A 22,905-nucleotide genomic window follows, 5' to 3' on the forward strand; every position below is an offset into this window, starting at 1 on the left:
CCACGACCGCACCACCCGACAGCCCGACCCGGACGGGTCGGGCGCCACCCGAGGGGGATCGTTGCCACCGAAACCAGTGGGTCCGCTGCGCAGACTCATTCCCGTCGTCTTCGTCCTGGTACTCGTCGCGGGGCTGTTCACCATCTCGCGGCTGCCGTCCGCGTCCGCAGCGGACCGACGCGCGATGGCGTCGCAGTTCGCGTTCACCGAGATGCCCATCGCCCTGCCGCCGGGTCTGCCGCAGCGCACGATCCGGACGGTGAACCCGAAGTACGAGCACATCCGGTCCTGGATCTCGTCGGTCGGCGCCGCGGTGGCGGTGAACGACCTCGACGGGCAGGGCGGCGCCAACGACCTCTGCCTCGTCGACCCCCGCAGCGACAGCGTCGTCGTGACCCCGGCGCCCGGCGGCGGCGCCCGCTACGCGCCGTTCGTACTGGACCCGGCGCCGTTGCCGATGGGATCGGCTATCGCGCCGATGGGCTGCACGCCCGGCGACTTCAACGTCGACGGACGCACCGATCTGCTCGTCGTCTACTGGGGACGGACCCCTGTCGTGTTCCTCCAGACCGGCAACGCGGCCAGCCTGAGCCTCGCGTCGTACCACCCGGTGGAGCTGATCCCGCAGCAGCAGACCACCGACGGCCGCTACCGGGGGCCGCTGTGGAACACCAACGCGACAGCTGTCGCCGACTTCGACGGCGACGGCCGACCCGACATCGGGATCTTCAACTACTTCCCGGACTCCCAGGTGCTCGACGCGCAGGGCCTGCCGAACGTGCAGATGAACCACTCCATGTCCCGCGCGCAGAACGCGGGCGGGGCGCACATCCTGCGCTGGACCGCGGCCACCGCCGGCGCCGCGCCGAGTGTCACCTACGAGGAGCAGAAGGCCATCGACCCCCGGTACGCCACCGGCTGGACGCTCGCCTCGGCCTCCGCCGACCTCGACGGTGATCTGCTGCCCGAGCTGTACCTCGCCAACGACTTCGGCAACGACCGCTTCTTCCACAACGTGTCGGCTCCCGGCCGGATCAGGTTCGCCCTGGCGGAGGGCCGCCGTGGCCCGCTCGACCCCAAGTCGCTTGTCGTGGGTCACGACTCGTTCAAGGGGATGGCCGTCGACTTCGCCGACCTGCGCGGCAGCGGCCGGTTCGACGCCTTCGTCAGCAACATCACCGAGTCGTGGGGGCTGGAGGAGAGCAACTTCGTCTGGCAGAACACCGCGGCGAACCCGCAGGAGGCGCGGGAACGGCTCTCCAAGGGCATCGCTCCCTTCGAGAACAGGGCGTCGGCGAAGAACCTCGCCTGGGTCGGCTGGGGCTGGGACGTCAAGATGGCCGACTTCGACAACAGCGGCCGGCTCGTCGTGGTGCAGTCCTGCGGCTTCGTCAAGGGCACTGTCAACAGGTTCAACTGGCTGCAGGAACTGGCCGCCAGCAACGACCTGATGCTGCGGGAGCCGGACATGTGGCCCAACGCGCAGCCGGGCGACGACATCGCCGGCTCGAACGCGCTGGCGTTCTGGGCGCCGGAGGACAACGGCCGCTACGTCGACCTGAGTCCGCAGCTCGGACTCGACGACCGAACCCCGACCCGCGGTATCGCCGTGGGTGACACCGACGGTGACGGCCGCCAGGACTTCGCGGTGGCCCGACAGTGGGGCCCGCCCGCGTACTACCACAACACCAAGGCGCAGGTCGGCGGCTTCCTCGGGCTGCGGCTGCACCGGCCCGCGCTCGGCGCCTCCACGGGCACCGACGCCCGCACCCCGGCGTACGGCGCGCAGGCCCGGGTGACCACTGCCGACGGCCGCACCCAGCTCGCCCAACTCGACGGCGGCGGCGGGCACTCGGGCAAGCGCAGCTTCGACCTGTTCTTCGGACTAGGTGACCAGGGCGGCCCGCCCGTCACCGTCGAACTGAGCTGGCGCGACCTCGACGGCGTCCAGCATCAGCAGACCCTGCCCCTCTCCGCCGGATGGCACGACCTCACGCTCACCGACCGAGCCCAGGAGCTGACCACACCATGACGGACGTCAAACGCGCCCCGGTGGGCGTGACCACCACGGCCGACGTGGCCGACGCGACCCGCAACGGCAGCAGGCCGGACCGGGCACTGGCCGGCGTCGACACGCGACCGCCCGTACCCCGGGTGGACAAGCGCGACCCGCGCTACCTGGCCTTGCGGAATTTCGCCATCTCCATGTCCATCCTCAACGTGCTCGGCTACACGGTCCTCGGGTTCGAGCAGCCCTGGACCTGGCCGTTGTTCGCCCTGGCGATCGGCTACACGGTCGAGCTCGCGATCGAGGCGGTCGCCGCCCGATCCCTGGGCCGCCGACCGGCCTACAGCGGTAACGGCGCGTGGGGCGTCTACACGTTCCTGCTGCCGACCCACATCACCGCGCTCGCCGCCAACATGCTGCTGTACGCCAACGACATGTTCTGGCCGATCGCCTTCGCCGTGGTGGTCGCCGTCGGGCAGAAGGCCGTGCTCCAGGCCCCGATCGCCGGGCGCATGCGGCACTTCATGAACCCGTCGAACTTCGGCATCACCATCACGCTGCTCGCGTTCTCCTGGGTGAACGTGGCGCCGCCGTACCACTTCACGGAGAACGTGCCCGACGTCTTCCGGATGTTCATCCCGATGGTCGTGCTCACGGCGGGCACGATTCTCAACGCGATGCTCACGAAGAAGGTCGCGCTGATCGTGGGTTGGGTCGGCGGCTTCGTCATCCAGGCCCTGATCCGGCACTACGTCTGGGACGTGCAGCTCTGGTCGGCGCTGAGCATCATGACCGGGGTGGCGTTCGTGCTCTTCACGAACTACATGGTCACCGATCCGGGCACCACACCCTCCAAGCCGCGCTTCCAGTTCATGTTCGGCGCCTCGGTGGCCATGGTGTACGGCGTCCTGATGCTGTTCAACGTCGTCTACACCCTGTTCTTCGCGGTCACGATCGTGTGCCTGGCACGGGGTCTGTTCTGGTGGGGCAGGTGGCTCGCCGAGCGGCGCGGCACCCGCACAGCGGTGCAGCCGGTGCCGCCGCCGGCGGCGGTGGAACTGCCGATCGCCCGCTGACCCCGTCGATCGACGGCGGACCGGCCGGTCGTCCTCCACGCGCGCGGGAAACCGCAAGCAGGAAGACGACCGGCCGGTCCGCCGCGCGGAGAATCAGTCAGTGCATCCCGCCGTCACCCCGGAAAGAGGCTGCCATGACCGCCACGCAGAGACCGGCCGTGCAGACCCCGATCGCCCCGATTCCGACACGCTCCGGCCGGCGCGGCGCGCTGATCGTGGGCAGTGTGCTCGCGGGAATCGCGCTTGCCCTGCTCTGGTCGTACCAGTTCGTCGACCAGACGATCGGTGACAACGTCGCCAACACCCTGCTGGGCCACGATGCGAAGGCGACAGCGATCGGGGGCACCGCGGCGGGCCTGCTGTTCGCGTTCGTCTCGGGGTTGGCGGGCACGTTCACGGCCTGCAACATCGCCATGGCCGCCTCCATCGGGCCGATGACACACGCCGGCGCCGGCGGCACACCGGCGGCGGGGCTGCGCTTCATGCTTCGGCCGGTGGGCCTGCTGGCGCTGGGCATGGTCGCCGTCTCCGCCGCGTACGGGTTCGTCGGAGTCCTGCTCGGTGACTCACTGCCGCAGCTGTCGACGGCGACGACCGCCGGCGGCATGCCCGTACGACTCGTGCAGTCCGTGGTGGTCTTCGGCCTGATCGGACTCGCGTTCATCTACCTCGGTCTCGCGGCTCTCGACAAGGTCCCCGATCCCTTCGCGCGCCGCCCGTTGGCCCGCGTCTTCGTGCTCGGCATGCTTGTCGGCGCCTTCCTGATCGGCCGGCCGTACCCGCTGTTCCACAAGCTCTTCCAGTGGGCCGCCGACAACGGCAACCCCCTCTACGGCGCCGCCGCCTTCGTGCTGCAGTCGCTTGGCAACATCGCGATCGTGGGCATCCTGTTCGCACTCGTCGTCCTCGTCACCCGTGGAGGGCTGATCCGCTGGCTGTCCGCGCGACCGGCACGCACCCTCGCGGTCACCGGCTCGCTGCTACTCGCGCTGGGCGTCTTCACGCTCGTCTACTGGACCATCCGGGTGCCCGCGATGTTCGGCTACGGCTGGTTCCCGACGATGCCCTACAACTGAGCGCGGCCGTCGGCCTCGTCCGACGGCGGCAGGATCTCGACGTACCCGTCGGTGCCGTGCACGCGAATTCGCTGCCCGTCGCGGATCAGCCTGGTCGCGTCCGCCACCCCGACCACGGCGGGCAGCCCGTACTCCCGGGCGATGACCGCGCCGTGGGTCATGAGGCCGCCCACCTCCGTCACCAGGCCCTCGACCGCGACGAACAGCGGTGACCAGCTCGGGTCGGTGTAGGAGGTGACCAGGATGTCGCCGGGTTCGAGGTCCGCCTCGGCGATGTCCAGCAGGACGCGGGCTCGGCCCTCGACGACCCCGCCGGAGACTCCCAGACCGACAAGCGCGCCGGTCGGCACATCGTCGCGCCGGTACGCCCCGGCGATGGCCTCGCCCTCCGAGGTGAGCACCCGGGGCGGCGTGAGCGTCTGGTGCCACCGGAACGCGTCCCTCCGCCGCGTGACGAGGTGGTCGTCGACCCGCTGGTGCGTCCGCACGACGTCGTGCAGCTCGGAGAAGGTGAGATAGGAGATGTCGCCCCTGTCGCGCAGCACACCGGCCCGCGCGAGGCGTTCCGCCTCGGCCAGCAGGGCCTGCTTGTAGACGAAGTAGCGGCTGATGATGGCGTACTTCGGATACTCCCGGTAGCCGATGAAGGTGCGGACCCGCTCGATCATCCGCGCGGTCTCGTCGGCCTTCCGGTCCCCGTCCGGCAGGGCCCGCAGCCGTTCCAGCAGTTCGTCGCGCTTCTGCTGCGCGTCCTGACGTCCCTGCTCGAAGCGCCGCCCGGCGGCACCCGGCTCGAGAAGCCTGACGTTGTCGAGGATCAGGGGCACGAGTGTGGTGGGGTGTTCGCTCCAGCGGGGTCTCGTGATGTCGATCTCGCCGACGCAGCGCATGCCGTACCTGTCGAGGTAGGCCCGGATGGCGTCGCGCGCCTGCGTCCCGCCCGCGAGCCTCGGCAGCTCGTCGAGGAAGCCGTCGTCGTCGACGTTCCGCAGGAAGGCCACCACCTCGGGATGCGCTCGGATCACGTCCGCGACGTCGAGCAGCGCCAGGCCCATCTCCGACGTGATGTTGCCCGGGGCGGACAGGGTGAGGGTGTCGGCGGCGTTCCTCTCGCCCAGCCATTCCTCCAGATGCTCGTTGAGCCACCAGGTGGCCTGCATCCCCGCCATGATCGCCTGCATGCTCAGGGGATCACTGAGGAGCCGCTTGTGCTCCTCGAACGCCTCCAGTAGGAAGTCGAACAGCGCCGGTCCGGTCACCGTCGCGATGTCGCGTCGCAGGGCGGCGAGCGACGCCTCGCTGCGCCCGATCAGCTCGGCGACGATCGCCGGGTCGTTCTCGATCGTGTTCGGGGCGCCGCTGAGCTGCGGAATATCGGGGCCGTCCTCCGCGAGCGTCGGTACGAAGTCGGGGCGGGCGAGGACGGTCTCCAACGCGTCCTTGGTCAACGGATCGGACGTCTCCGCCATCCGGAGGAAGCCGGCCCGGCTCGCGGGCGACGCCAGGAGCCGGGTGGCGTCGACGAACAACCTCCCGCCTGCCTCGTGCATCGGCGCCATGGCCGTCAGCTGCCACATGGAGAGCCCCAACGGCTTCATGGCGTCGGTCATCATCTGCTGGTGCCCGACGGAGAGGTAGACGTGGTTCTCCCCGTCCCCGGCCGTCGCCGGGATGGGGAACAGCGTGGTGATCGGCCGACTCTGCACGATCTCGACGTCACCGTCGACCAGGCACCATTCGATGTCCTGCGGGTGGCCGAAGTGCGCCTCGATCCGCCGACCCACCTCCACCAGCCGCAGGACCTGGGCGTCCGTCAGCGCCGGCTGCTCCTGTCGTTCCGGGCTGACAGCCTGTTTCGCGGTCCCGCCGTTCGGCAGCGCCTCGATGGCGAGACGTTTGGCGGCGATCGTCCTGTCGACGATCGCGCCGTCGCGCACCCGGTAGGCATCCGGGTTCACCAACCCGGAGACCAGGGCCTCGCCGAGGCCGAAGCTGGCCTCCACGGTGGCGACCTTCCGGTTGGACGTGACGGGATCGGCCGTGAACAGCACACCGGCTGCCTGCGGAAGAACCATTTTCTGCACGACGACGGCCAGGTGGACTGCGCGGTGGTCGATGCCGTTGCGCTGCCGGTAGGTGACGGCTCGCTTGGTGAAGAGCGACGCCCAGCACCGCCGGACGTCCGCGAGGATGGCCGTCGCGCCCGTGACGTTCAGGTACGTGTCCTGCTGACCCGCGAAGGAGGCCGTCGCCAGGTCCTCCGCCGTGGCGCTGGATCGCACGGCGTAGGCGTCTTTCTCGCCGTGCCCACCGAGTGCCCGGGTGATGGCCGCCGCCACGTCGTCGGGCAGGGCGAGTCCTTCGATGATCCGGCGGATCTCCGCGCTGCTGTCGCGGATCGCCTCCCGGTCGTCCGGTCTCAGGGATGAAAGGTGGTCGAGCCGATCGTCGAGCGAGGGCACGTCGGCCAGGGCCCGGCGGAAGGCGTCAGTCGTCACGCAGAAGCCAGCCGGTACGCGGATGCCGTCGATCCGCGACAGCGCCCCCAGCCGGGCGCCCTTGCCGCCGACGATCGCGATCTGCGTCTCGTCGACCTCGTCGAGACCTCGCACATATTGGTCGATCATCGCGCCCCGTTCCTTCGTCCGTTCCGGTGTCCGGCGGACGATTCTGCGGCAAGACCCGGGTCTTGCGGCAAGACCCCCATTGCGATATACGTTAAAGTGGGAGCGGATATCAGCGGTGTCATTCCCGCTGTGCACGGAACCGTTTCCGCTGATCTGTGCCTGGTCCTCGCCCCTGCGGCAGGTGTTCCGGTACGTCCCCGCCGGCCCTTCACGAGCCGCGCGATCCCGTCGAAGCACTCTGCGGCAGCGCGACTCGCATCCCCGTCGGCGCACGTCGCCGTGTCGACGCCGCTCGCACCGGGTATCGGCACCCGATCGGGCGAGCACGGTATCGGCACCCGATCGGGCGAGCACGTGAGAGGGGTCCGTCATGGCGACGACCGCGCAGGTCCTGTTCGTTCAGGGCGTCGGCGCCGGCACTCACGACGAGTGGGACAACAGGTTGTTCGACAGCCTGCGGCACGCGCTCGGGGACTCGTACGAGGTTCGTTACCCACGGATGCCCGACGAGGGTGACCCGAGCTACGCCGCCTGGAGCGCCGCCATCCGACGGGAGATCGCGGCACTGGACGACGGCGCCGTCGTCGTGGGCCATTCGCTGGGCGGGGCGATCCTCGTCCACGCGCTCGCCGAGCGGCCACCCGAGCGGGATCTCGCGATGATCGTGCTGGTCGCCGCGCCGTTCGTCGGGGCGGGCGGCTGGCCCGGCGACGAGTTCGAGTTGCCGCGCGACCTCGGCGCCCGGCTGCCACGGGGCGTACCGGTGCGGGTGTTTCACGGGCTTGGGGACGAGACAGCGCCGCCGTCGCACGCGGACCTGTACGCGGGCGTCATCGGGCACGCGCGGGTGTACCGGCTGCCGGAGCGTGATCACCAACTGAACGACGACCTCGGTGAGGTGGCGGCGGTGATCAGGTTCGGCGACGACGCCGCCACACCGCCGCCGCGCTGAGCCGGCCTGCCAGCCGGGGGCCAGCGGGTGCGTCCGACGTCACTTGACACGGCCGGCTAACCGCATTAGCTTAAAGCTAACGCAATTAGCCAACCGTGGAGGTTCCGATGACCGAGTACCTGACCGTCGATGGCGGCACCCTGGCGTACGAGGTGACCGGGGCCTCCGGGCCGCTCGTCGTCCTCGCCCACGGCATGGGTGACAGCCGCGAGGCGTACCGCTTCGTGGTGCCGCGCCTGGTGGCCGCCGGCTACCGGGTGGCCGCCGTCGACCTGCGGGGTTGCGGCGAGTCGAGCGCACGGTGGCCCTCCTACAGCCGCACCGACATCGCCGGCGATCTGCTCGCGGTGATCCGTCACCTCGGCGGTCCGGCGGTGCTGGTCGGTCACTCGATCTCCGGCGGGGCCGCCACCATCGCCGCCGCCCGGGCGCCCGAGCTGATCACGGGCATCGTCGAGCTGGCCCCCTTCACCCGCAAGCAGTCGATCAAGCTGGGTGACCTGCGAGTCGCTCGCTACCGCAGGGGCATGGCCCGGCTGCTCGGCACCGGTCTGCTGGGCAGCGTGCCGCTCTGGCGCAGCTACCTCGACATCGCCTACCCCGCGCGGAAACCGGCCGACTGGACGGCCCGCACGGCCCGGATCGACGCCATGATGCGTGAGCCCGGCCGGATGGCGGCGATGCGCAAGATGGGCCAGTCGGCGCCCGTCGACGCGGGGGCGCAACTGGGCAACGTCCGCTGCCCGGCCCTGATCGTCGAGGGCACGCTCGACCCGGACTGGGCCGACCCCCGGGCCGAGGGGGAGGCGATCGTGGCCGCGCTGCCCGCCGGGCTGGGCCAGCTCGAGGTCATCGAGGGCGCGGGTCACTACCCGCACGTGCAGTACCCCGACGAGACGGTGACCCTGCTGCTCGCCTTCCTGGGCGCGCACGCACGCGCCTAGGGCTGGCTCCGGAGCGCCCCGTCGACGCCGCCGCGGTCAGGCCAGCAGCTGTTCCCGCATCCGCGCGCCCAGGTTGATCCGTCCCACCGCCCGCGGGCCGGCCGGATCGTGCACATCCACTGTGTTGTTGCGACGCATCAGCGCACGGACCGGAGGCGGCAACCGGGGCGGGTCGTCCATCGCGGCGAGGATCTGCGCGGCGCTCGTGATCAGTCGATCGACCAGGGCGGCGGCGTCGGTGTCCACCCGCACCCGGCCGTACTCCCAGCCCGCGGTCGTGAGGTCGAGCACCTCGAACAGGTGGGTCACCAGCGGGTTCGGGTCGGTCACCCGATCGAGCCGCGCCGCCCCGCTGCCGACCACCGCGACGGCGGCGGCCACCTGGGCGTACGGGTGGAAGCCACACGGCAACGCGAACAGCGGCCACCGCAGGCCGGGACCGGCCTCGGTCCACAGCGGCCGGTAGTTCCTCCGGTGCACCAGGAGCCGCCGGCCCGTCCGCCGGTGGATGTCCTGCGCCTGCGCCCGCAGATCCGTGTGCGCCTCGTCGGCGACCTGGTGCAGGATCCGCGCCGCGACCACCAACCCGTCGTCGCCGCTCAGCAGGCCGGTCGCCGCCTCGACCTGCGCGGGGAACGGAACCCGCGCGTGCGGGCCGTACCCGTGCTGGAGGTCGCGCAGCAGCGCCTGCTGCCGTCCCGGGTCGAGCTGGACCCGCCCGCCGCCCAGCAACCGCTGGAGCCAACGCATGTCGCCTCGTTTCAGCAGAGCCGTCCCGAACCGTGGCAATGCTATGCGTCGCATGTTGCACGTCTGGCGCAGGGGTGAGCGTGGCGCGATGCGCGCCGGCCGGGCGACGCGCGGGTCGATGCCCGCGTGTCGCCCGGCCGGCCACGCCCCGGCTACCGGGGTCGGTCGCTCAGCTGCGGCTCCACCGCTGGCTGGCCGCGCCGTTGCAGTCCCAGATCTGGGCGCGGGTGCCATTCGCCGTACCGTTGCCCACCAGGTCCAGGCAGCGGCCCGAGGCGACCGCCGTGATCGAGCCGTCGGCGTTGAAGCGCCACTGTTGGTTCGCCTGGCCGTGACAGTCCCAGATGATCACCGATGTCCCGTTGGCGGTGCCGGCGTTGTACACGTCGAGGCACTTGCCCCCGTAGACCCGCAGCTCCTGGGAGCTGGTCGACGTCCAGGACTGGTTGGCCTGGCCGTGGCAGTCCCAGATGATGGCCGTGGCGCCGTTGGTCTGGGACGCGCCGTTGACGTCCAGGCACCGGCCGGCGGACGTGCTGCGGATCGCCGACGTCGTGCTCGGCGGAGGAGTGCTCGGCGGGGGAGTGGTCGGCGGGGCGGTGGTCGGCGGAGGTGTGCCGCCGCCGGTGACCAGGAACATGGCGGCGCCGTGTGCCGGCACCGACGCGCTGATCGTGCCTGTCGACGTCGAGGTGGTGTGGGACCAGAGGTCACGCACGGTGTACGAGCCGGCGCTGCCGAGGCCGAGCGCGCTGGCCGTGGTGGACATCGTGGTCGTGCCGCTGCCGCGGTTGAGCAGGACGGTGGCCACCCCGCCGGTGGACATCGGCTTGCGCCAGACCTCCAGGTCGCCGCTGTCACTGATCTTGCGGCCCTGCTGACCGCCCCAGTCCTGGTTGACGGCGATCACGTCGGTGTTGGTCAGGATCGTGCGGGTCGCCGCCGACATGGTGCGGATGTCGTTGCCGGCCAGCAGCGGGGCGTTCAGCAGCGCCCAGAGGCTGAAGTGTGCCCGGGACTCGGTGTCGGTGGGGCCGTTGCCGACCTCCAGCATGTCCGGGTCGTTCCACGCGCCGGGCCGGGCGTACGACTCCTTGCCGACCTGCTGGTCGAGGATGCCCATGATGGAGTTCCAGTTACCACCGATGTCACCTGTGGTACGCCAGGAGTTGCCCACCCCCGCGCCCCAGGTCCAGACGCTGTCCTGTCCCCAGCTGCACAGGCTGTAGAGGATCGGCCGGTTGGTGGCCGCGAGCGCGTCCCGCATGGCCGTGTAGCGCTGCTGCGCGCTCCGGCCGAGGTGGTCGCCGCAGTTGTCGTACTTGAGGTAGTCGATCCCCCAGGACGCCCAGAGGTTGGCGTCGCGTTGCTCGTAGTTGATGCTGGCCGGGTACCCGGCGCAGGTCAGGGTCCCGGCCGAGGAGTAGATGCCCAGCTTGAGGCCCTTGCCGTGGACGTAGTCGGCGAGGGCCTTCATGCCGCTCGGGAACTTCTGTGGATCGGCGACCAGGTCACCGCTGCCGTTGCGCTGTTTCGTGGACCAGCAGTCGTCGATGTTGACGTAGCGGTATCCCGCCGCTGCCATGCCGCTGGAGACAAGCGTGTCGGCCGTCTGCCGGATGAGCGACTCGTTGACGTTGCATCCGAACGAGTTCCAGTCGTTCCAGCCCATCTGCGGCGTGCGGGCCAGCCCGTTCTCCAACGCCTGCGCGGGCGCGGTGGTGGTGAGCACCACCGCGCCGCTGACCACCGCGGTGCCGAGGGCGGCCGCGAGGAGCGCGGGGAGCAGCAGGGCGATTCTTCGTTTGAGCACGTGTACTCCTTGCGGGTGGTCGGTGGCGAGGCCCACAGGAGCCAGCGGCATAGATCGATGCCAATTTAACTCGTACGACATATGACGTCAACGTCGCCGGCCGCGCAGCCCTCGTGGCCCACACCGTGGGATGGTTTTTAGTGAGGGCCGTCTATATTGACGGAGCTCTGCGGCGGCGACAGGATCTCGACACCACCGCCACCGCGATCTCCCCTGGGAGGCGTCATGCCCCGTCCCCGCCTGCCGCTCCTGCGGGCAGCCACCCGACTCGCCGCGCTCACCGCGGCCACCGCCGGTGTGCTGCTCGCCGTCGCCGCACCCGCCAGCGCCGCGGTCCCCTCCGGCCGCTACGTCGCGCTGGGCGACTCGTACACCGCCGGTCCGCTGATCCCCAGCCAGGTCGACCTGAACTGCCTGCGGTCCAACCGCAACTATCCCTCGCTGGTGGCCGCGTCCGCCGGCTCGGCGTCGTTCGCCGACGTGAGCTGCTCCGGGGCCACCACCGACGACATCCTCTACGGCGGCAGCGGCCAGCTGGGCATCACGGTGCCACCGCAGCTCAACGCGGTCACGTCGGGCACGGCGCTGGTGACGGTGCAGATCGGCGGCAACGACATCGGCTTCTCCGGCATCATCGGCGAATGCGCCCAGGCCAGCCTCAGCAGTCCCCTCGGATCACCGTGCAAGAACCGGTACACCGCCGGCGGCACGGACCAGCTGCAGGCCCGGATCGCGGCCACCGTCCCGAAGGTGACAACAGTGCTCCAGGCGATCCGCCGCGCCGCGCCGAGCGCGCGGGTCGTGGTGCTCGGGTATCCGGCGATCCTGCCGGACAGCGGGTACGGCTGCTGGCCGGTGGTCCCGATCGCCTACCAGGACGTGCCCTACCTGCGCACCATCGAGAAGTCGCTCAACGCCATGCTGGCCGGCGCGGCGGCGGCGAACGGCGCCACCTACGCCGACGTCTACACCCCGTCGATCGGTCGCGACGCGTGCAAGAGCAGCGGCACCCGGTGGGTCGAGGGGCTGGTGCCGCAGAACTCGGCCGCGCCCTTCCACCCCAACGCCCGCGGTGAGCAGGGTATGAGCAGCACGCTGCTCGCCACCCTGAACAGCTGACCGAACACGTCCGCTCGGGCCGGCCCCGTCGCACCAGTTGGCGGGGCCGGCAGGTCAAGCGGTGGCACGCGCCAGCGCCCCCGGGCGTGAGCCTCACCGCTGCCGGCGGGCGTTGAGCCGAGCGGCCTGGCGCGTCAGGTGGTCGCGCTCGGCGAGGTTGGGGGCCCGGTGGGCCGCCTCGCCGTACAGGCGTGCCGCCCTCGCCAGGTCGCCGTCGCGTTCGTGCAGGTACGCCGCCACCGCCGTGTGGCGGGGCAGTGAGTCGTCAAGCGCCGCGAGCGCCGCCAGGCCGGCCCGGGCGCCGTCGGCCTCGCCGACGGCCACCGCCCGGTTGAGTCGGACGACAGGGCTGTCGGTCAGGCGTGCCAGCTCGTCGTACCACTCGACGATCTGCACCCAGTCGGTCTCCTCGGCGGTGGGCGCGTCGGCGTGGAGCGCGGCGATGGCGGCCTGGGCCTGGAACTCGCCCAGGCGGTCGCGGGCCAGGGCGGCCTGGAGGATGTCCACGCCCTCGGCGATGACCGCGATGTCCCACCGACCACGGTCCTGCTCGGCGAGCGGCACCAGGCTGCCGTCGGGCGCGGTCCGGCTGGCCCGGCGGGCGTGGTGCAGCAGCATGAGGGCGAGCAGCCCGGCCACCTCGGGGTGGTCGATCGCGGCGGTGAGCTGCCGGGTGAGCCGGATGGCCTCGGCGGCGAGGTCGACGTCGCCCGTGTAGCCCTCGTTGAAGACCAGGTAGAGGACGCGCAGCACGGTGCCGACGTCGCCGGGCTGGTCGAACCGTACCGCCGAGACGGTGCGTTTGGCCCGGCTGATGCGTTGCGCCATGGTCGCCTCGGGCACCAGGTAGGCGTGGGCGATCTGGCGGGTGGTCAGCCCTCCGACGGCGCGGAGTGTGAGCGCGACGGCGGACGACGGCGTCAGCGACGGGTGGGCGCAGAGAAAGTAGAGCTGCAGGGTGTCGTCCACCCCGGGCGCAGGCCCCGGCGCCGGCTCCTCGTCGACGAGGTCCTCACGACGGCGCCGGGCGGCGTCGGCCCTGGTGCCGTCCAGGAACCGGCGCCAGGCCACGCTGATCAGCCAGCCCTTCGGGTCCCGTGGCGGGTCGGCCGGCCAGACGCGGACGGCCTCGACAAGCGCGTCCTGCACGGCGTCCTCGGCCGCCGCGAAGTCAGCTCCGCGGCGGACGAGGATCCCGAGCACAGCCGGCGTGAGACTCCGGAGCAGTGCCTCGTTCATCGCCGAGGTCACTCCGCGATGGTGGGCGGCTCGGTCAGGAAGGGGCGCACCTCGAGCCACTCGTGGATCGGCTTCCCGCCCGCCCCCGGAGCGGCCGACAGCTCTCCGGCCAGCTCGACGGCGCGTTCGTAGCTGTCGACGTCGATCACCATCCAGCCGGCGATGAGGTCTTTGGTCTCGGCGAACGGGCCGTCGGTGACCGGTGGGCGCCCGGGGCCGTCGTAGCGGACCCACGCTCCCTCGGGGGCGAGCGCCTGACCCTCGATGTACTCGCCGGTCTTCTCCAACTGGGCGGCGAAGTCGCGCATGTACTGCATGTGCGCCGAGATCTCCTCCGGCGTCCACCGGTCCATCGGTACGTCGTTGACCGCGGCCGGACCGCCACGGTAGTGCTTCAGCAGCAGGTACTTCGCCATCGTCGTGTTCCTCCTCGCTGGTGTGACCCGTTCCGGTCACGTTCACCTCGGAGACGGAGCCGCGCGCCGTTTCTCGACATCGCCGCCCAAAAAAATACCGGTCCGCGCTCAGTCGGTAGGCCGTGCCGCCGGACGGTAGTCGAACCAGTCGAAGGCGGCGCTGCCCTCGGTGACGTACAGGCCGATGACCCGGCCGGTGAAGCCGCCGGCGACCTCGGTGGACAGGTAGCGCCCGTCGAGCTCGGCCAGCAGGACGCGACCCTCGAGGGTCTCCACCTCGAACGCGACCATGTCGGAGGTGGCGGGGCGTACGCCGAAGGGTTCGTCCGCGGCCGCGAGGTCCGCCGCGGAGGTCACGGTCGGCGGGTAGAGGTCGTCGGTCCGGGTGGTGACCGTCAGGACCAGCGGGCCGGCGGGTACGTCGAGGGACGCGAAGACCTGCCGGAACGGCCCGACCCGGCCGACGACGCGGACGGTGCCTGCCTGCACCTCCAGGTCGTAGTGGTGCGCCTCGTCGATGCGGAGGGTGAGCCCGGCCGTCCCGCTGCCAGGATCCACACGTGTGCCGGCGCGGCAGTCATGGTGGCGCTGACGGGTTCCCACGATCGTCGCGCCGGCGCGGTCAAGCGTCGTGCCGGTGGTGTGCAGGGTGAGCCATCCGGGCCGCTCGGTCAGCGACCAGGCCGCGTCGGGGCGGGAGCGGGGCGAGATCCAGCCGGGTGCGAGGACTGTCGCGTCGAAGTCGTCGTGGTGGGCGCCCGGGTCGGGTGGGGCCGCGAGGGCCGGTGGACTGCCTGCGGGTGCGGCGGTGACCTCCCGGACCGGGTCCACGACGGGCCACCCGTCGTCCCAGCGAACCGGCACGAGAAACGTCTCGCGCCCGAGCACGTGGAAGGGCGGCCACTGACCCTTCGCCCGGATGCCGAGGAGCACCATCCACCAGCTGCCGTCGACGGCCTGCACGAGATCAGCGTGCCCGGCGGCCTGTACGGGCAGGTCGGTGCTGCGGTGCGTGAGGATGGGGTTGGTCGGCGCGGGCTCGAAGGGCCCCCGTGGGCTGCGCGAGCGGGCGACCGAGACGGCGTGGCCGGTGTGCGTGCCGCCCTCGGAGAGCAGCAGGTACCACCAGTCGCCGATCCGGTAGAGGTGCGGCGCCTCCGGGTACTGCCCACCGGTGCCGGACCAGAGCGGGATCGGCCCCTCCAGCACCTGACCCCTGTCCGGGTCGATCCGGTAGGCGTCCACTCCGGAGGTCGTCAGCCAGCAGGTGCCGTCGTCGTCCCAGGCCAGGGACGGGTCGACGTGTGGGAGGTCGAGGTAGACGGGCTCGGACCACGCGCCGGTGGGGTCCTCCGCGGTGACGATGAGGTGTCGGGCCAGGCTGACGTTTGTGGTGATCAACCAGAACCGGCCGTCGTGGTGGCGGATGGTAGGCGCGAAGATGCCTCGGGACGCGTCGGCGTCCGGCGGGATCTCCAGCTGGCTGGGACGGTCGAGGACGTTGCCGATCTGTCGCCAGTTGACCAGGTCCCGGCTGTGCAGCAGCGGGACGCCCGGGAAGTACTCGAAGCTGGAGCAGGCCAGGTAGTAGTCCTCGCCGACCCGGCAGATGCTCGGATCGGGATAGAAGCCGGGGACGACCGGGTTGCGGTAGCCCGAGACGGCGGCTGTGTGTGCGGACACGGGATGCCACCTCCGGGGCCGGTCAGGGGCGGGATGCCGCAAATGTTCGCGATAACATCGTGTGCCCTGGATGCTACGAACCTGCCGTCGGGATGGCAAGCAGGTGGGTGGCCTGGCGGCGACCCCTGAGGGGCCCTGGCGGGAAACATCGCCGACATGTCTTGACGGGTGGCCTTGCCATCTACGAAGGTCTATAGAGGGTGAGATGACGCGCCGCCGGGAGCTCGGCGCGTCGGCCGCCGGCTGTGAAGCGTTGCTGCAGGGTGCGAACGGGCGGCACTGTTAACGCTAACAGCGCGGGCTGTCCACACACGTCCGACGGCGTCTCCTGCGAGACCGCGAACGGCGCGCGTCCACGACATTCGACTTCTTGGGGCGGTGGCCCGGCAACGGGCACCTCCCTCCTCTGCCTGCGCCTCTGAGCTGCGCTGATTGGAGAAACCATGCCCGACGTGACACGAAGGAACGTGCTGAGGGCCGGTGCGGCGGGTGCCGGAGCCGCCCTGCTGCCGGTCGCGTGGTCCGCCGTCGCCCGCGCCGGCTCGGTCGCGCCGCCGCAGGTGCTCGCCGCCGGCGACCTCGCCCTGTGGTACGACGAACCCGCCGGCACCGACTGGCTACGCGCGCTGCCGATCGGCAACGGCAGGCTGGGCGCGATGGTGTTCGGCAACGTCGACACCGAACGGTTGCAGCTCAACGAGGACACCATCTGGGCCGGCGGCCCGTACGACTCCGCCAACACCCGTGGCGCGGCCAACCTCGCCGAGATCCGGCGGCGGGTCTTCGCCGACCAGTGGACCCAGGCGCAGGACCTGATCAACCAGACGATGATGGGCAACCCGGGCGGCCAGCTCGCCTACCAGCCGGTGGGCAACCTCCGACTCGCCTTCGGGTCCGCCAGCGGCGCCTCCCAGTACAACCGGACACTCGACCTCACCACCGCCACCGTCACCACGACGTACGTGCTGAACGGCGTCCGGTACCAGCGTGAGTCGTTCGCCAGCGCGCCCGACCAGGTGATCGTGATCCGGCTGACCGCCGACCGGGCCGGCTCGATAACGTTCAACGCGACCTTCGACAGCCCACAGCGGACGACGGTGTCGAGCCCCGACGCCGCCACCATCGGCATCGACGGCATCTCCGGCGCCATGGAGGGCGTCAACGGGTCGGTGCGCTTCCTCGCCCTGGCCCAGGCCGTCGCGACGGGCGGCACGGTCAGCAGCTCCGGCGGAACCCTGCGCGTCTCCGGCGCCACGAGCGTGACAGTGCTGATCTCGATCGGTTCCAGCTACGTCAACTACCGCGTCGTCAACGGCGACTATCAGGGCATCGCGCGCACCCGCCTCAACGCCGCCCGCGCCGTCGCCTTCGACCAGCTGCGCAGTCGCCATCTCGCCGACTACCAGGCCCTGTTCAACAGGGTGACAATCGACCTGGGGCGTACGGCCGCCGCCGACCAGCCGACCGACGTGCGGATCGCCCAACACGCGAGCACCAACGACCCGCAGTTCTCCGCCCTGCTGTTCCAGTACGGCAGGTACCTGCTGATCTCCTCCTCGCGACCGGGCACGCAACCGGCGAACCTGCAGGGCATCTGGAACGACTCGATGACCCCGCCGTGGGATTCGAAGTACACCATCAACGCCAACCTGCCGATGAACTACTGGCCCGCCGACACGACGAACCTGCCCGAGTGCTTCCTGCCGGTCTTCGACATGGTCCGGGACCTCACGGTGACCGGCGCGCGCGTCGCCCAGGCGCAGTACGGCGCCGGTGGATGGGTCACCCACCACAACACCGACGGGTGGCGGGGCGCCTCGGTCGTCGACGGGGCGCTGTGGGGCATGTGGCAGACCGGCGGGGCCTGGCTGTCCACCCTCATCTGGGAGCACTACCTGTTCACCGGCGACGTCGGCTTCCTCCAGGCCAACTACCCGGCTCTCAAGGGTGCGGCCCAGTTCTTCCTCGACACCCTGGTCGCCCACCCGACGCTCGGATACCTGGTCACGAACCCGTCGAACTCGCCGGAGCTGCCGCACCACTCGAACGCCAGCGTCTGCGCGGGCCCCACGATGGACAACCAGATCCTGCGCGACCTGTTCGACGCGGTGGCCCGGGCCGGCGAGGTGCTCGGCGTCGACGCCACGTTCCGCTCTCAGGTGCGGACGGCCCGGGACCGGCTCGCGCCCACACGTGTCGGCTCCCGGGGCAACGTCCAGGAGTGGCTCGCCGACTGGGTCGAGACCGAGCGGAACCACCGACACGTCTCACACCTGTACGGCCTGCATCCCAGTAACCAGATCACCAAGCGCGGCACCCCGGCGCTGTACGAGGCCGCGCGCCGGACGCTGGAGCTGCGCGGCGACGACGGGACCGGCTGGTCCCTCGCCTGGAAGATCAACTATTGGGCTCGGCTGGAGGACGCCACCCGCGCCCACAAGCTCCTGAAGGACCTGGTGCGGACCGACCGGCTCGCGCCGAACATGTTCGACCTGCATCCCCCGTTCCAGATCGACGGCAACTTCGGCGCCACCTCCGGCATCGCCGAGATGGTGCTGCACAGCCACACGGGCGAACTGCACCTGCTGCCGGCGCTGCCCAGCGGGTGGCCCACCGGCCAGGTCGCGGGCCTGCGTGGTCGGGGCGGATACACCGTCGGCGTGCGCTGGACCAGCGGGCAGGCCGACGAGATCAGCGTCCGTGCCGACCGGGACGGCACGCTACGTCTGCGCGCCCGGCTCTTCACCGGTTCGTTCACCCTCGTCGACGCCACCGACGACAGCACACCGTCCACCACCCGACCGGAGACCGATGTCGTCCAGTTCGCCGTCCGCGCCGGGCACACCTACCGCGCCGCGCGGCCCGGTGTGACACCGTCGCCGACGCTGAGCAGCACGCCGACGCCCACGCCCACGGTCACCCCCACCCTGAGCCCGACGCCGACCCCGACGCCGACGGTGACGAGCACGCCCTCACCGTCCGGCGCGCGGGCGACGTACACGGTGACGAGTTCGTGGTCGGGCGGCTTCCAGGGCGAGGTCACCGTGACCGCCGGCGCGGCCCCGACCCGTGGCTGGACCGTCTCCTGGACCTTCCCCAACGGGCAGGTGATCAGCCAGATCTGGAGCGGCGCACACACGCAGAGCGGCGCGAACGTGCGGGTGACGAACGTCGACTACAACGGGTCGCTGCCGGCCGGCGGCTCCACGACGTTCGGCTTCATCGCCTCCACGACCGGCGTCAACAACCCGCCCACCGACATCACCTGCACGACGACCTGACCCGACGCGTCTCCCGCCTCTGCTCCAGCCCGCCGCCGGCCCGGTGGCGGGCTGGAGCGCCGGTTGCCCGGTGCGTCAGCTACCGCCCTCCCTCAGCGCCCGTCGGCCCGGCCCGCCGTCGCCACCGACGGTGACGCCAGACGGCGATTGCGCACGCCACGGCGACGAGTAACGCGGCGGCGCCCTTCCACGCGCGCTCGAACACCGGTCGGTCGACGCCGAACGCCGCGTCGCCGGCGGCCATGAGCCACAGCCCCACCCATGCCCACTGCCAGCCGCGTGGCCAGGAGAAGGAATCCGGCGGGCTGGTGAACGCGGCGACCACGATGAACGCGGCGCCACCGACGACCATCAGCGGTACGCAGATGTGCGAGACGATCTCCCAGAGCGACACGTGTCGATCATTGTCGGTGGGCGCAAGCGGCACCAGGCCGCTCGCCGGCGGAGCGGGCCGCCGCCCGCGAGTGACCGGGTCGGGGCGATGCTCAGGAGATCGCGGCCCGCACCAGCTCGATGACCCGCTTCTCCACCTCGGGGCTCCACGTCCGCAGTGCGTACGACACCGGCCAGAGGTCGCCGTCGTCGAGGTTGGCCGTGTCCTGGAAGCCCAGCGTCGAGTACCGGTAGTTGAACTTGCCGGAGTCCTGGAAGAAGACGACGATCTTGTCGGCCGCGTTCGCGTAGGCGGGCATCCCGTACCAGGTCTTCGGCGACAGCTCGGGTGCGGCGGTGGTCACCGCCACGTGCACACGCTCGGCGAGCGCGCGATCGTCGGGGGCCATCTGCGCGATCCGGTCGAGGACCGCCTGCAACCCGTCGGCCCTCTTGGCGCCCTTCTTGCCCTCGGCGCGCAGCTCGGCCGCACGCTCCTTCATCGCCGCGCGCTCCTCGGCGCTGAAGCCGTCGGACTCGGTCATGGTGGGCTCCCTCTCGATCTTTCCTCGGCCCGGCGTGGTGCCGGCTACCTGGGGAAAGGCTAGGCCCGGGTGACGACAGGTGCTTCTTGATTCCTGACCGGGTCGGCGGCCGGCGGCCTCCGACCCGGTCGGGCGGGGCGTCCGGGTGCCGCTGCGGAGCGCTTATGCTCATCCGGAGCTGGGCGCGTCCCCGTCGGGGCAGGAAACGATTCGAGGGCGGCGTATGAACATCGGGGAGATCGCCCGGCGGGCCGGGGTGTCCCGCAGCACCGTGTCGTACGTGCTGAGCGGCAAGCGGACCGTCTCGGAGGCGACCCGGCAGCGGATCCAGGCGGTCATCGACGAGCTGGACTACCGGCCGAACGCCAGCGCCCGCGCCCTGAAGGAGGGGCGTACCCGCACGCTCGGGCTGGTGATCCCACCGGCGAGCCAGCGGTTGACCGACATGCAGTTGGGCTTCGTCGCCAGCGTCGTCGAGGCCGCCGCCCGCCACGATCTGGATGTGCTGCTGTCCCCGTCCGGCGGCGACCACGACCGTTCGTTCGAGCGGATCGTCAGCGGGCGTCGGGTGGACGGCGTCGTCCTGATGGAGATCCGGTTGGAGGACGACCGGGTCACGCGGCTGACCAGAACGGGCCTGCCGTTCGTCACGATCGGCCGGACGGCCGAAGCGCACGGCATGAGCTGGGTCGACATCGACTACGCCGGCCTGATCGCGCGCTGCGTGCACCACCTGGCCGACCTGGGGCATCGGCACGTGGCGCTCGTCAACCGCTCCGCCGAGCTGGTGGCGGCGGGCTACGGGCCGAGCCACCGCGCGCTCACCGGTTTCCAGGCGGCGGTGGCGGAACGGGGTCTGACCGGCGTGGACGTCTGCTGCGGCGACGACACGGCCTCCGGTGAGGCGTGCGTGGAGCAGTTGCTCGGGACACATCCGGAGGTCACGGCGGTGGCCACCATCAACGAGGCGGCGCTGCCCGGGATGCAGCGCGCGCTGACCGGCGCCGGGCTGTCCGTGCCTGCCGACTTCTCCGTCACCGGGGTCGCCGCCCAGCACTGGGCGGAGGACTTCCGTCCGCCGCTGACCGCCGCCGACGTGCCCATGCGGGACATGGGGGCCGAGGCGGTGGCGCTGCTGCTGGAGATCATCGCCGCCCCCGAGAGTGTGCCGCGGCACCGCCTGTACAGCCCGCCCATCTCGCTGCGGTCCAGCACCGGTCCGGTCCGGGCGCGCTGACCCCTTGACCGACGCGGGCCCCGGGGGGTCGGTTGGGGCCCGCGTCGGCCGGCTATCGCCGCGCGGCTCGGCGCTCCTCCTGAGCGGCCGCGAGGATGAGGTAGCTGCTGGCCGTCCAGGTGTACGCGCGGTCCCGCAGCCCGGCGCCGGTCTCGGCGTCGAAGTTCTCCGCGAAACCGGACTTCTCGCACAGCGCGAGGAAGCGCTGGCTGATGTCGTCGGCGATCCCGGTGTGCCCGGCCCGCCGCAGACCGTCCTCGACCAGCACGGTGGAGGGCGCCCAGATCGGCCCCCGCCAGTAGCCGTCGGCGAGGTAGTGGGCCGAGTCCGTCGGCTCGGTGGCCAGCCCGTGCGTGGTGAGGTGGGTCTCGACGTCCCGGGCCAGCGCGTCGGCGATCGGAGCGGGTAGGTCGGCGCCGAGGGCGACGGGCATGAGATCGAGCAGACTGCGGCTTGTCCGCTGCTGCCCGGTGTGCGGGCTGCGGGCGGTGAAGCGCTTGCCGTCCCACAGCTGCCCGAGCATCGCCGTGTGGATCCGGTCGGCCTCCCGGGACCACCTGTCGGCGGGTTCGCCCAGCTCGGTGGCGAGGTCGGCCAGGCAGCGTAGCTGGGACACCAGGAACGCGGCCAGGTCGGCGGTCTGCAGGACGCGGTTGTCGTCGAACGTGGTGGCGTTGTCCCAGCCACTGTCGTTGCCGTGCTGGTAGTGCGGCAGGTCCTGGCCGGGCGCACGGCGCGCGTCGAGCCAGAACCCGGTCCAGCGGGCCAGCCTGTCGTACGTCCGGGCGAGCTCCGCGGGCTCCGGTGGTTGGGGAAGCCGCTGGCGCAGGTGGCGCAGGGCCCAGCCGTGGATGGGGGGCTTGACGTAGTTGTGCAGGACCTCCGAGTGGGTGACCGAGTCGGGCAGGGCGCCCGCGCCGTCCTGGTGGTCGAAGGGCAGTTGGAACTGGTGCCAGGCCAGCTCCGGTTCGCCGGCCGCGAGCGCGATCGCGTTGAAGCAGTGGTCCCAGCTCCACACCTTGTCCATCCAGTGCTTGGACATCAGGACGGCGGGCCGGGTGACGAAGCCCGCCGGGGCGACGGTGGCGGACCACAACACGTAGGCGGCCAGTTCGGCGGCCGGTGTGTCCGCGCTGCGCCAGGGCGCGACCGCGTCGACGAACGCGGTGAACTCGGCGCTGCGGTCGCGGCACACCTGGTCGAAGGGGACGGCGACGGCGTACGGCCGGCGGGCGGTGGCGTACTCCTCGATGGCGATCTCCCAGGGTTGGTCGCCGGGGAGGTCCAGGAAGCGGTCGGCGGCGCCGAGCGCCTCGACGCCGTCGGTGCGGCGCAGCCCGCCGGAGAGCACGGTCACCCGGTAGCGGCGCCCGGTCTCGTACGAGGTGAACACGTGTGATCCGTCGACCGGGTCGAGGTAGAGGTAGGTGCCACTGAACGGGGTGAGGGTGTCCGCGGCCGCCGCGATGCGCAGGCCGAGCTGCCGGCCCCGCAGCCGCAGGGTGTCCGGTCCGTCGTAGACGGCGTCGATCCGCCCGGTACCGGCATGCCAGGTGAGCAGCGCGGGCGTGGCGACGACTGTGGTGCCGGCGTCCGTGGGGGAGAGGCGCAGCACCGGGTGCAGACCGGTCTGGTGCGACACCAGGTGCAGGTCGTCGGCGTACGTCTTCTCGGCGACCACCGGGGAGATGTTGAGCCAGGATCCTCGGTAGCTGAACGGGATGTCCTGGATTCCGAACTCCGGACCGGACGGGGCGACGGTCATGG

17 protein-coding genes are annotated in these 22,905 nt (G+C 71.2%); 8 read left to right on the forward strand and 9 right to left on the reverse strand.

Annotation, left to right across the window (positions count from 1 at the left end; all coding sequences use genetic code 11):
- Positions 1-61 precede the first annotated feature (61 nt).
- The 3 genes from ACGFIE_RS16915 (at position 62) to ACGFIE_RS16925 (ending at position 4,160) form a co-directional block, all read left to right on the forward strand.
- Positions 62-2,032: a CRTAC1 family protein gene (locus ACGFIE_RS16915; protein ID WP_393295453.1), complete on the forward strand. Its 1,971-nt coding sequence runs from the start codon at positions 62-64 to the stop codon at positions 2,030-2,032.
- The gene (locus tag ACGFIE_RS16920; protein ID WP_393295456.1) at positions 2,029-3,084 is read left to right on the forward strand and encodes an enediyne biosynthesis protein; all 1,056 of its coding nucleotides are present in this window, start codon (positions 2,029-2,031) and stop codon (positions 3,082-3,084) included. Before ACGFIE_RS16915 ends, ACGFIE_RS16920 begins: the two co-directional genes overlap by 4 nt.
- Before the next feature lie 134 nt (positions 3,085-3,218).
- Positions 3,219-4,160 (forward strand): hypothetical protein, encoded by a 942-nt coding sequence (locus ACGFIE_RS16925; RefSeq protein ID WP_393295459.1) that lies wholly within the window; start codon positions 3,219-3,221, stop codon positions 4,158-4,160.
- On the opposite strand, the gene rph is transcribed toward ACGFIE_RS16925, so the two are convergent.
- On the reverse strand, positions 4,151-6,787 hold the full coding sequence (gene rph / locus ACGFIE_RS16930; protein WP_393295461.1) for a rifamycin-inactivating phosphotransferase: 2,637 nt from the start codon (positions 6,785-6,787) through the stop codon (positions 4,151-4,153). The genes ACGFIE_RS16925 and rph overlap by 10 nt on opposite strands.
- 370 nt (positions 6,788-7,157) lie before the next feature.
- Here rph and ACGFIE_RS16935 point away from each other — a divergent pair, with 370 nt between their 5' ends.
- Positions 7,158-7,739 (forward strand): alpha/beta fold hydrolase, encoded by a 582-nt coding sequence (locus ACGFIE_RS16935; protein ID WP_393295464.1) that lies wholly within the window; start codon positions 7,158-7,160, stop codon positions 7,737-7,739.
- Between the two features lie 107 nt (positions 7,740-7,846).
- The gene (locus tag ACGFIE_RS16940; protein WP_393295467.1) at positions 7,847-8,683 is read left to right on the forward strand and encodes an alpha/beta fold hydrolase; all 837 of its coding nucleotides are present in this window, start codon (positions 7,847-7,849) and stop codon (positions 8,681-8,683) included.
- 36 nt (positions 8,684-8,719) lie between these two features.
- On the opposite strand, the gene ACGFIE_RS16945 is transcribed toward ACGFIE_RS16940, so the two are convergent.
- Together ACGFIE_RS16945 and ACGFIE_RS16950 are read right to left on the reverse strand one after the other, a co-directional pair.
- On the reverse strand, positions 8,720-9,433 hold the full coding sequence (locus ACGFIE_RS16945) for a hypothetical protein (protein ID WP_393295470.1): 714 nt from the start codon (positions 9,431-9,433) through the stop codon (positions 8,720-8,722).
- Between the two features lie 169 nt (positions 9,434-9,602).
- Positions 9,603-11,246 (reverse strand): glycoside hydrolase family 27 protein, encoded by a 1,644-nt coding sequence (locus ACGFIE_RS16950; protein ID WP_393295473.1) that lies wholly within the window; start codon positions 11,244-11,246, stop codon positions 9,603-9,605.
- Between the two features lie 225 nt (positions 11,247-11,471).
- Here ACGFIE_RS16950 and ACGFIE_RS16955 point away from each other — a divergent pair, with 225 nt between their 5' ends.
- Complete coding sequence (locus ACGFIE_RS16955) at positions 11,472-12,365, forward strand: SGNH/GDSL hydrolase family protein (protein WP_393295476.1); 894 nt, start codon at positions 11,472-11,474, stop codon at positions 12,363-12,365.
- Between the two features lie 93 nt (positions 12,366-12,458).
- On the opposite strand, the gene ACGFIE_RS16960 is transcribed toward ACGFIE_RS16955, so the two are convergent.
- From ACGFIE_RS16960 to ACGFIE_RS16970, 3 genes are all read right to left on the reverse strand, one after another.
- Positions 12,459-13,604, reverse strand: coding sequence for an RNA polymerase sigma factor (locus ACGFIE_RS16960; protein WP_393295686.1), 1,146 nt, complete (start codon positions 13,602-13,604; stop codon positions 12,459-12,461).
- A gap of 8 nt (positions 13,605-13,612) precedes the next feature.
- Complete coding sequence (locus ACGFIE_RS16965) at positions 13,613-14,020, reverse strand: YciI family protein (protein WP_363682784.1); 408 nt, start codon at positions 14,018-14,020, stop codon at positions 13,613-13,615.
- Between the two features lie 108 nt (positions 14,021-14,128).
- A complete protein-coding gene (locus ACGFIE_RS16970) occupies positions 14,129-15,703 on the reverse strand; it encodes a glycoside hydrolase family 43 protein (protein ID WP_393295480.1) in 1,575 nt (524 codons plus the stop codon).
- Between the two features lie 443 nt (positions 15,704-16,146).
- Here ACGFIE_RS16970 and ACGFIE_RS16975 point away from each other — a divergent pair, with 443 nt between their 5' ends.
- Positions 16,147-18,984, forward strand: coding sequence for a glycoside hydrolase N-terminal domain-containing protein (locus ACGFIE_RS16975; protein ID WP_393295483.1), 2,838 nt, complete (start codon positions 16,147-16,149; stop codon positions 18,982-18,984).
- A gap of 79 nt (positions 18,985-19,063) precedes the next feature.
- Here the strand turns inward: ACGFIE_RS16975 and ACGFIE_RS16980 are convergent, their stop codons facing one another.
- Together ACGFIE_RS16980 and ACGFIE_RS16985 are read right to left on the reverse strand one after the other, a co-directional pair.
- Entirely contained in the window at positions 19,064-19,378 is a 315-nt protein-coding gene (locus ACGFIE_RS16980) for a hypothetical protein (protein WP_393295486.1), read from the reverse strand.
- A 91-nt stretch (positions 19,379-19,469) separates the two neighbouring features.
- Entirely contained in the window at positions 19,470-19,901 is a 432-nt protein-coding gene (locus ACGFIE_RS16985; RefSeq protein ID WP_393295489.1) for an iron chaperone, read from the reverse strand.
- A 223-nt stretch (positions 19,902-20,124) separates the two neighbouring features.
- Between ACGFIE_RS16985 and ACGFIE_RS16990 the strand changes: the two genes are divergently transcribed.
- Positions 20,125-21,138 carry a LacI family DNA-binding transcriptional regulator gene (locus ACGFIE_RS16990; RefSeq protein ID WP_393295492.1) on the forward strand — a complete coding sequence of 338 codons (1,014 nt, stop codon included), beginning with the start codon at positions 20,125-20,127 and terminating at the stop codon, positions 21,136-21,138.
- Positions 21,139-21,190: 52 nt separating this feature from the next.
- On the opposite strand, the gene ACGFIE_RS16995 is transcribed toward ACGFIE_RS16990, so the two are convergent.
- The gene (locus ACGFIE_RS16995; protein WP_393295495.1) at positions 21,191-22,903 is read right to left on the reverse strand and encodes an amylo-alpha-1,6-glucosidase; all 1,713 of its coding nucleotides are present in this window, start codon (positions 22,901-22,903) and stop codon (positions 21,191-21,193) included.
- Positions 22,904-22,905: the final 2 nt, after the last annotated feature.

It is taken from the genome of Micromonospora sp. NPDC049275, assembly GCF_043197115.1.
Lineage (GTDB): Bacteria > Actinomycetota > Actinomycetes > Mycobacteriales > Micromonosporaceae > Micromonospora.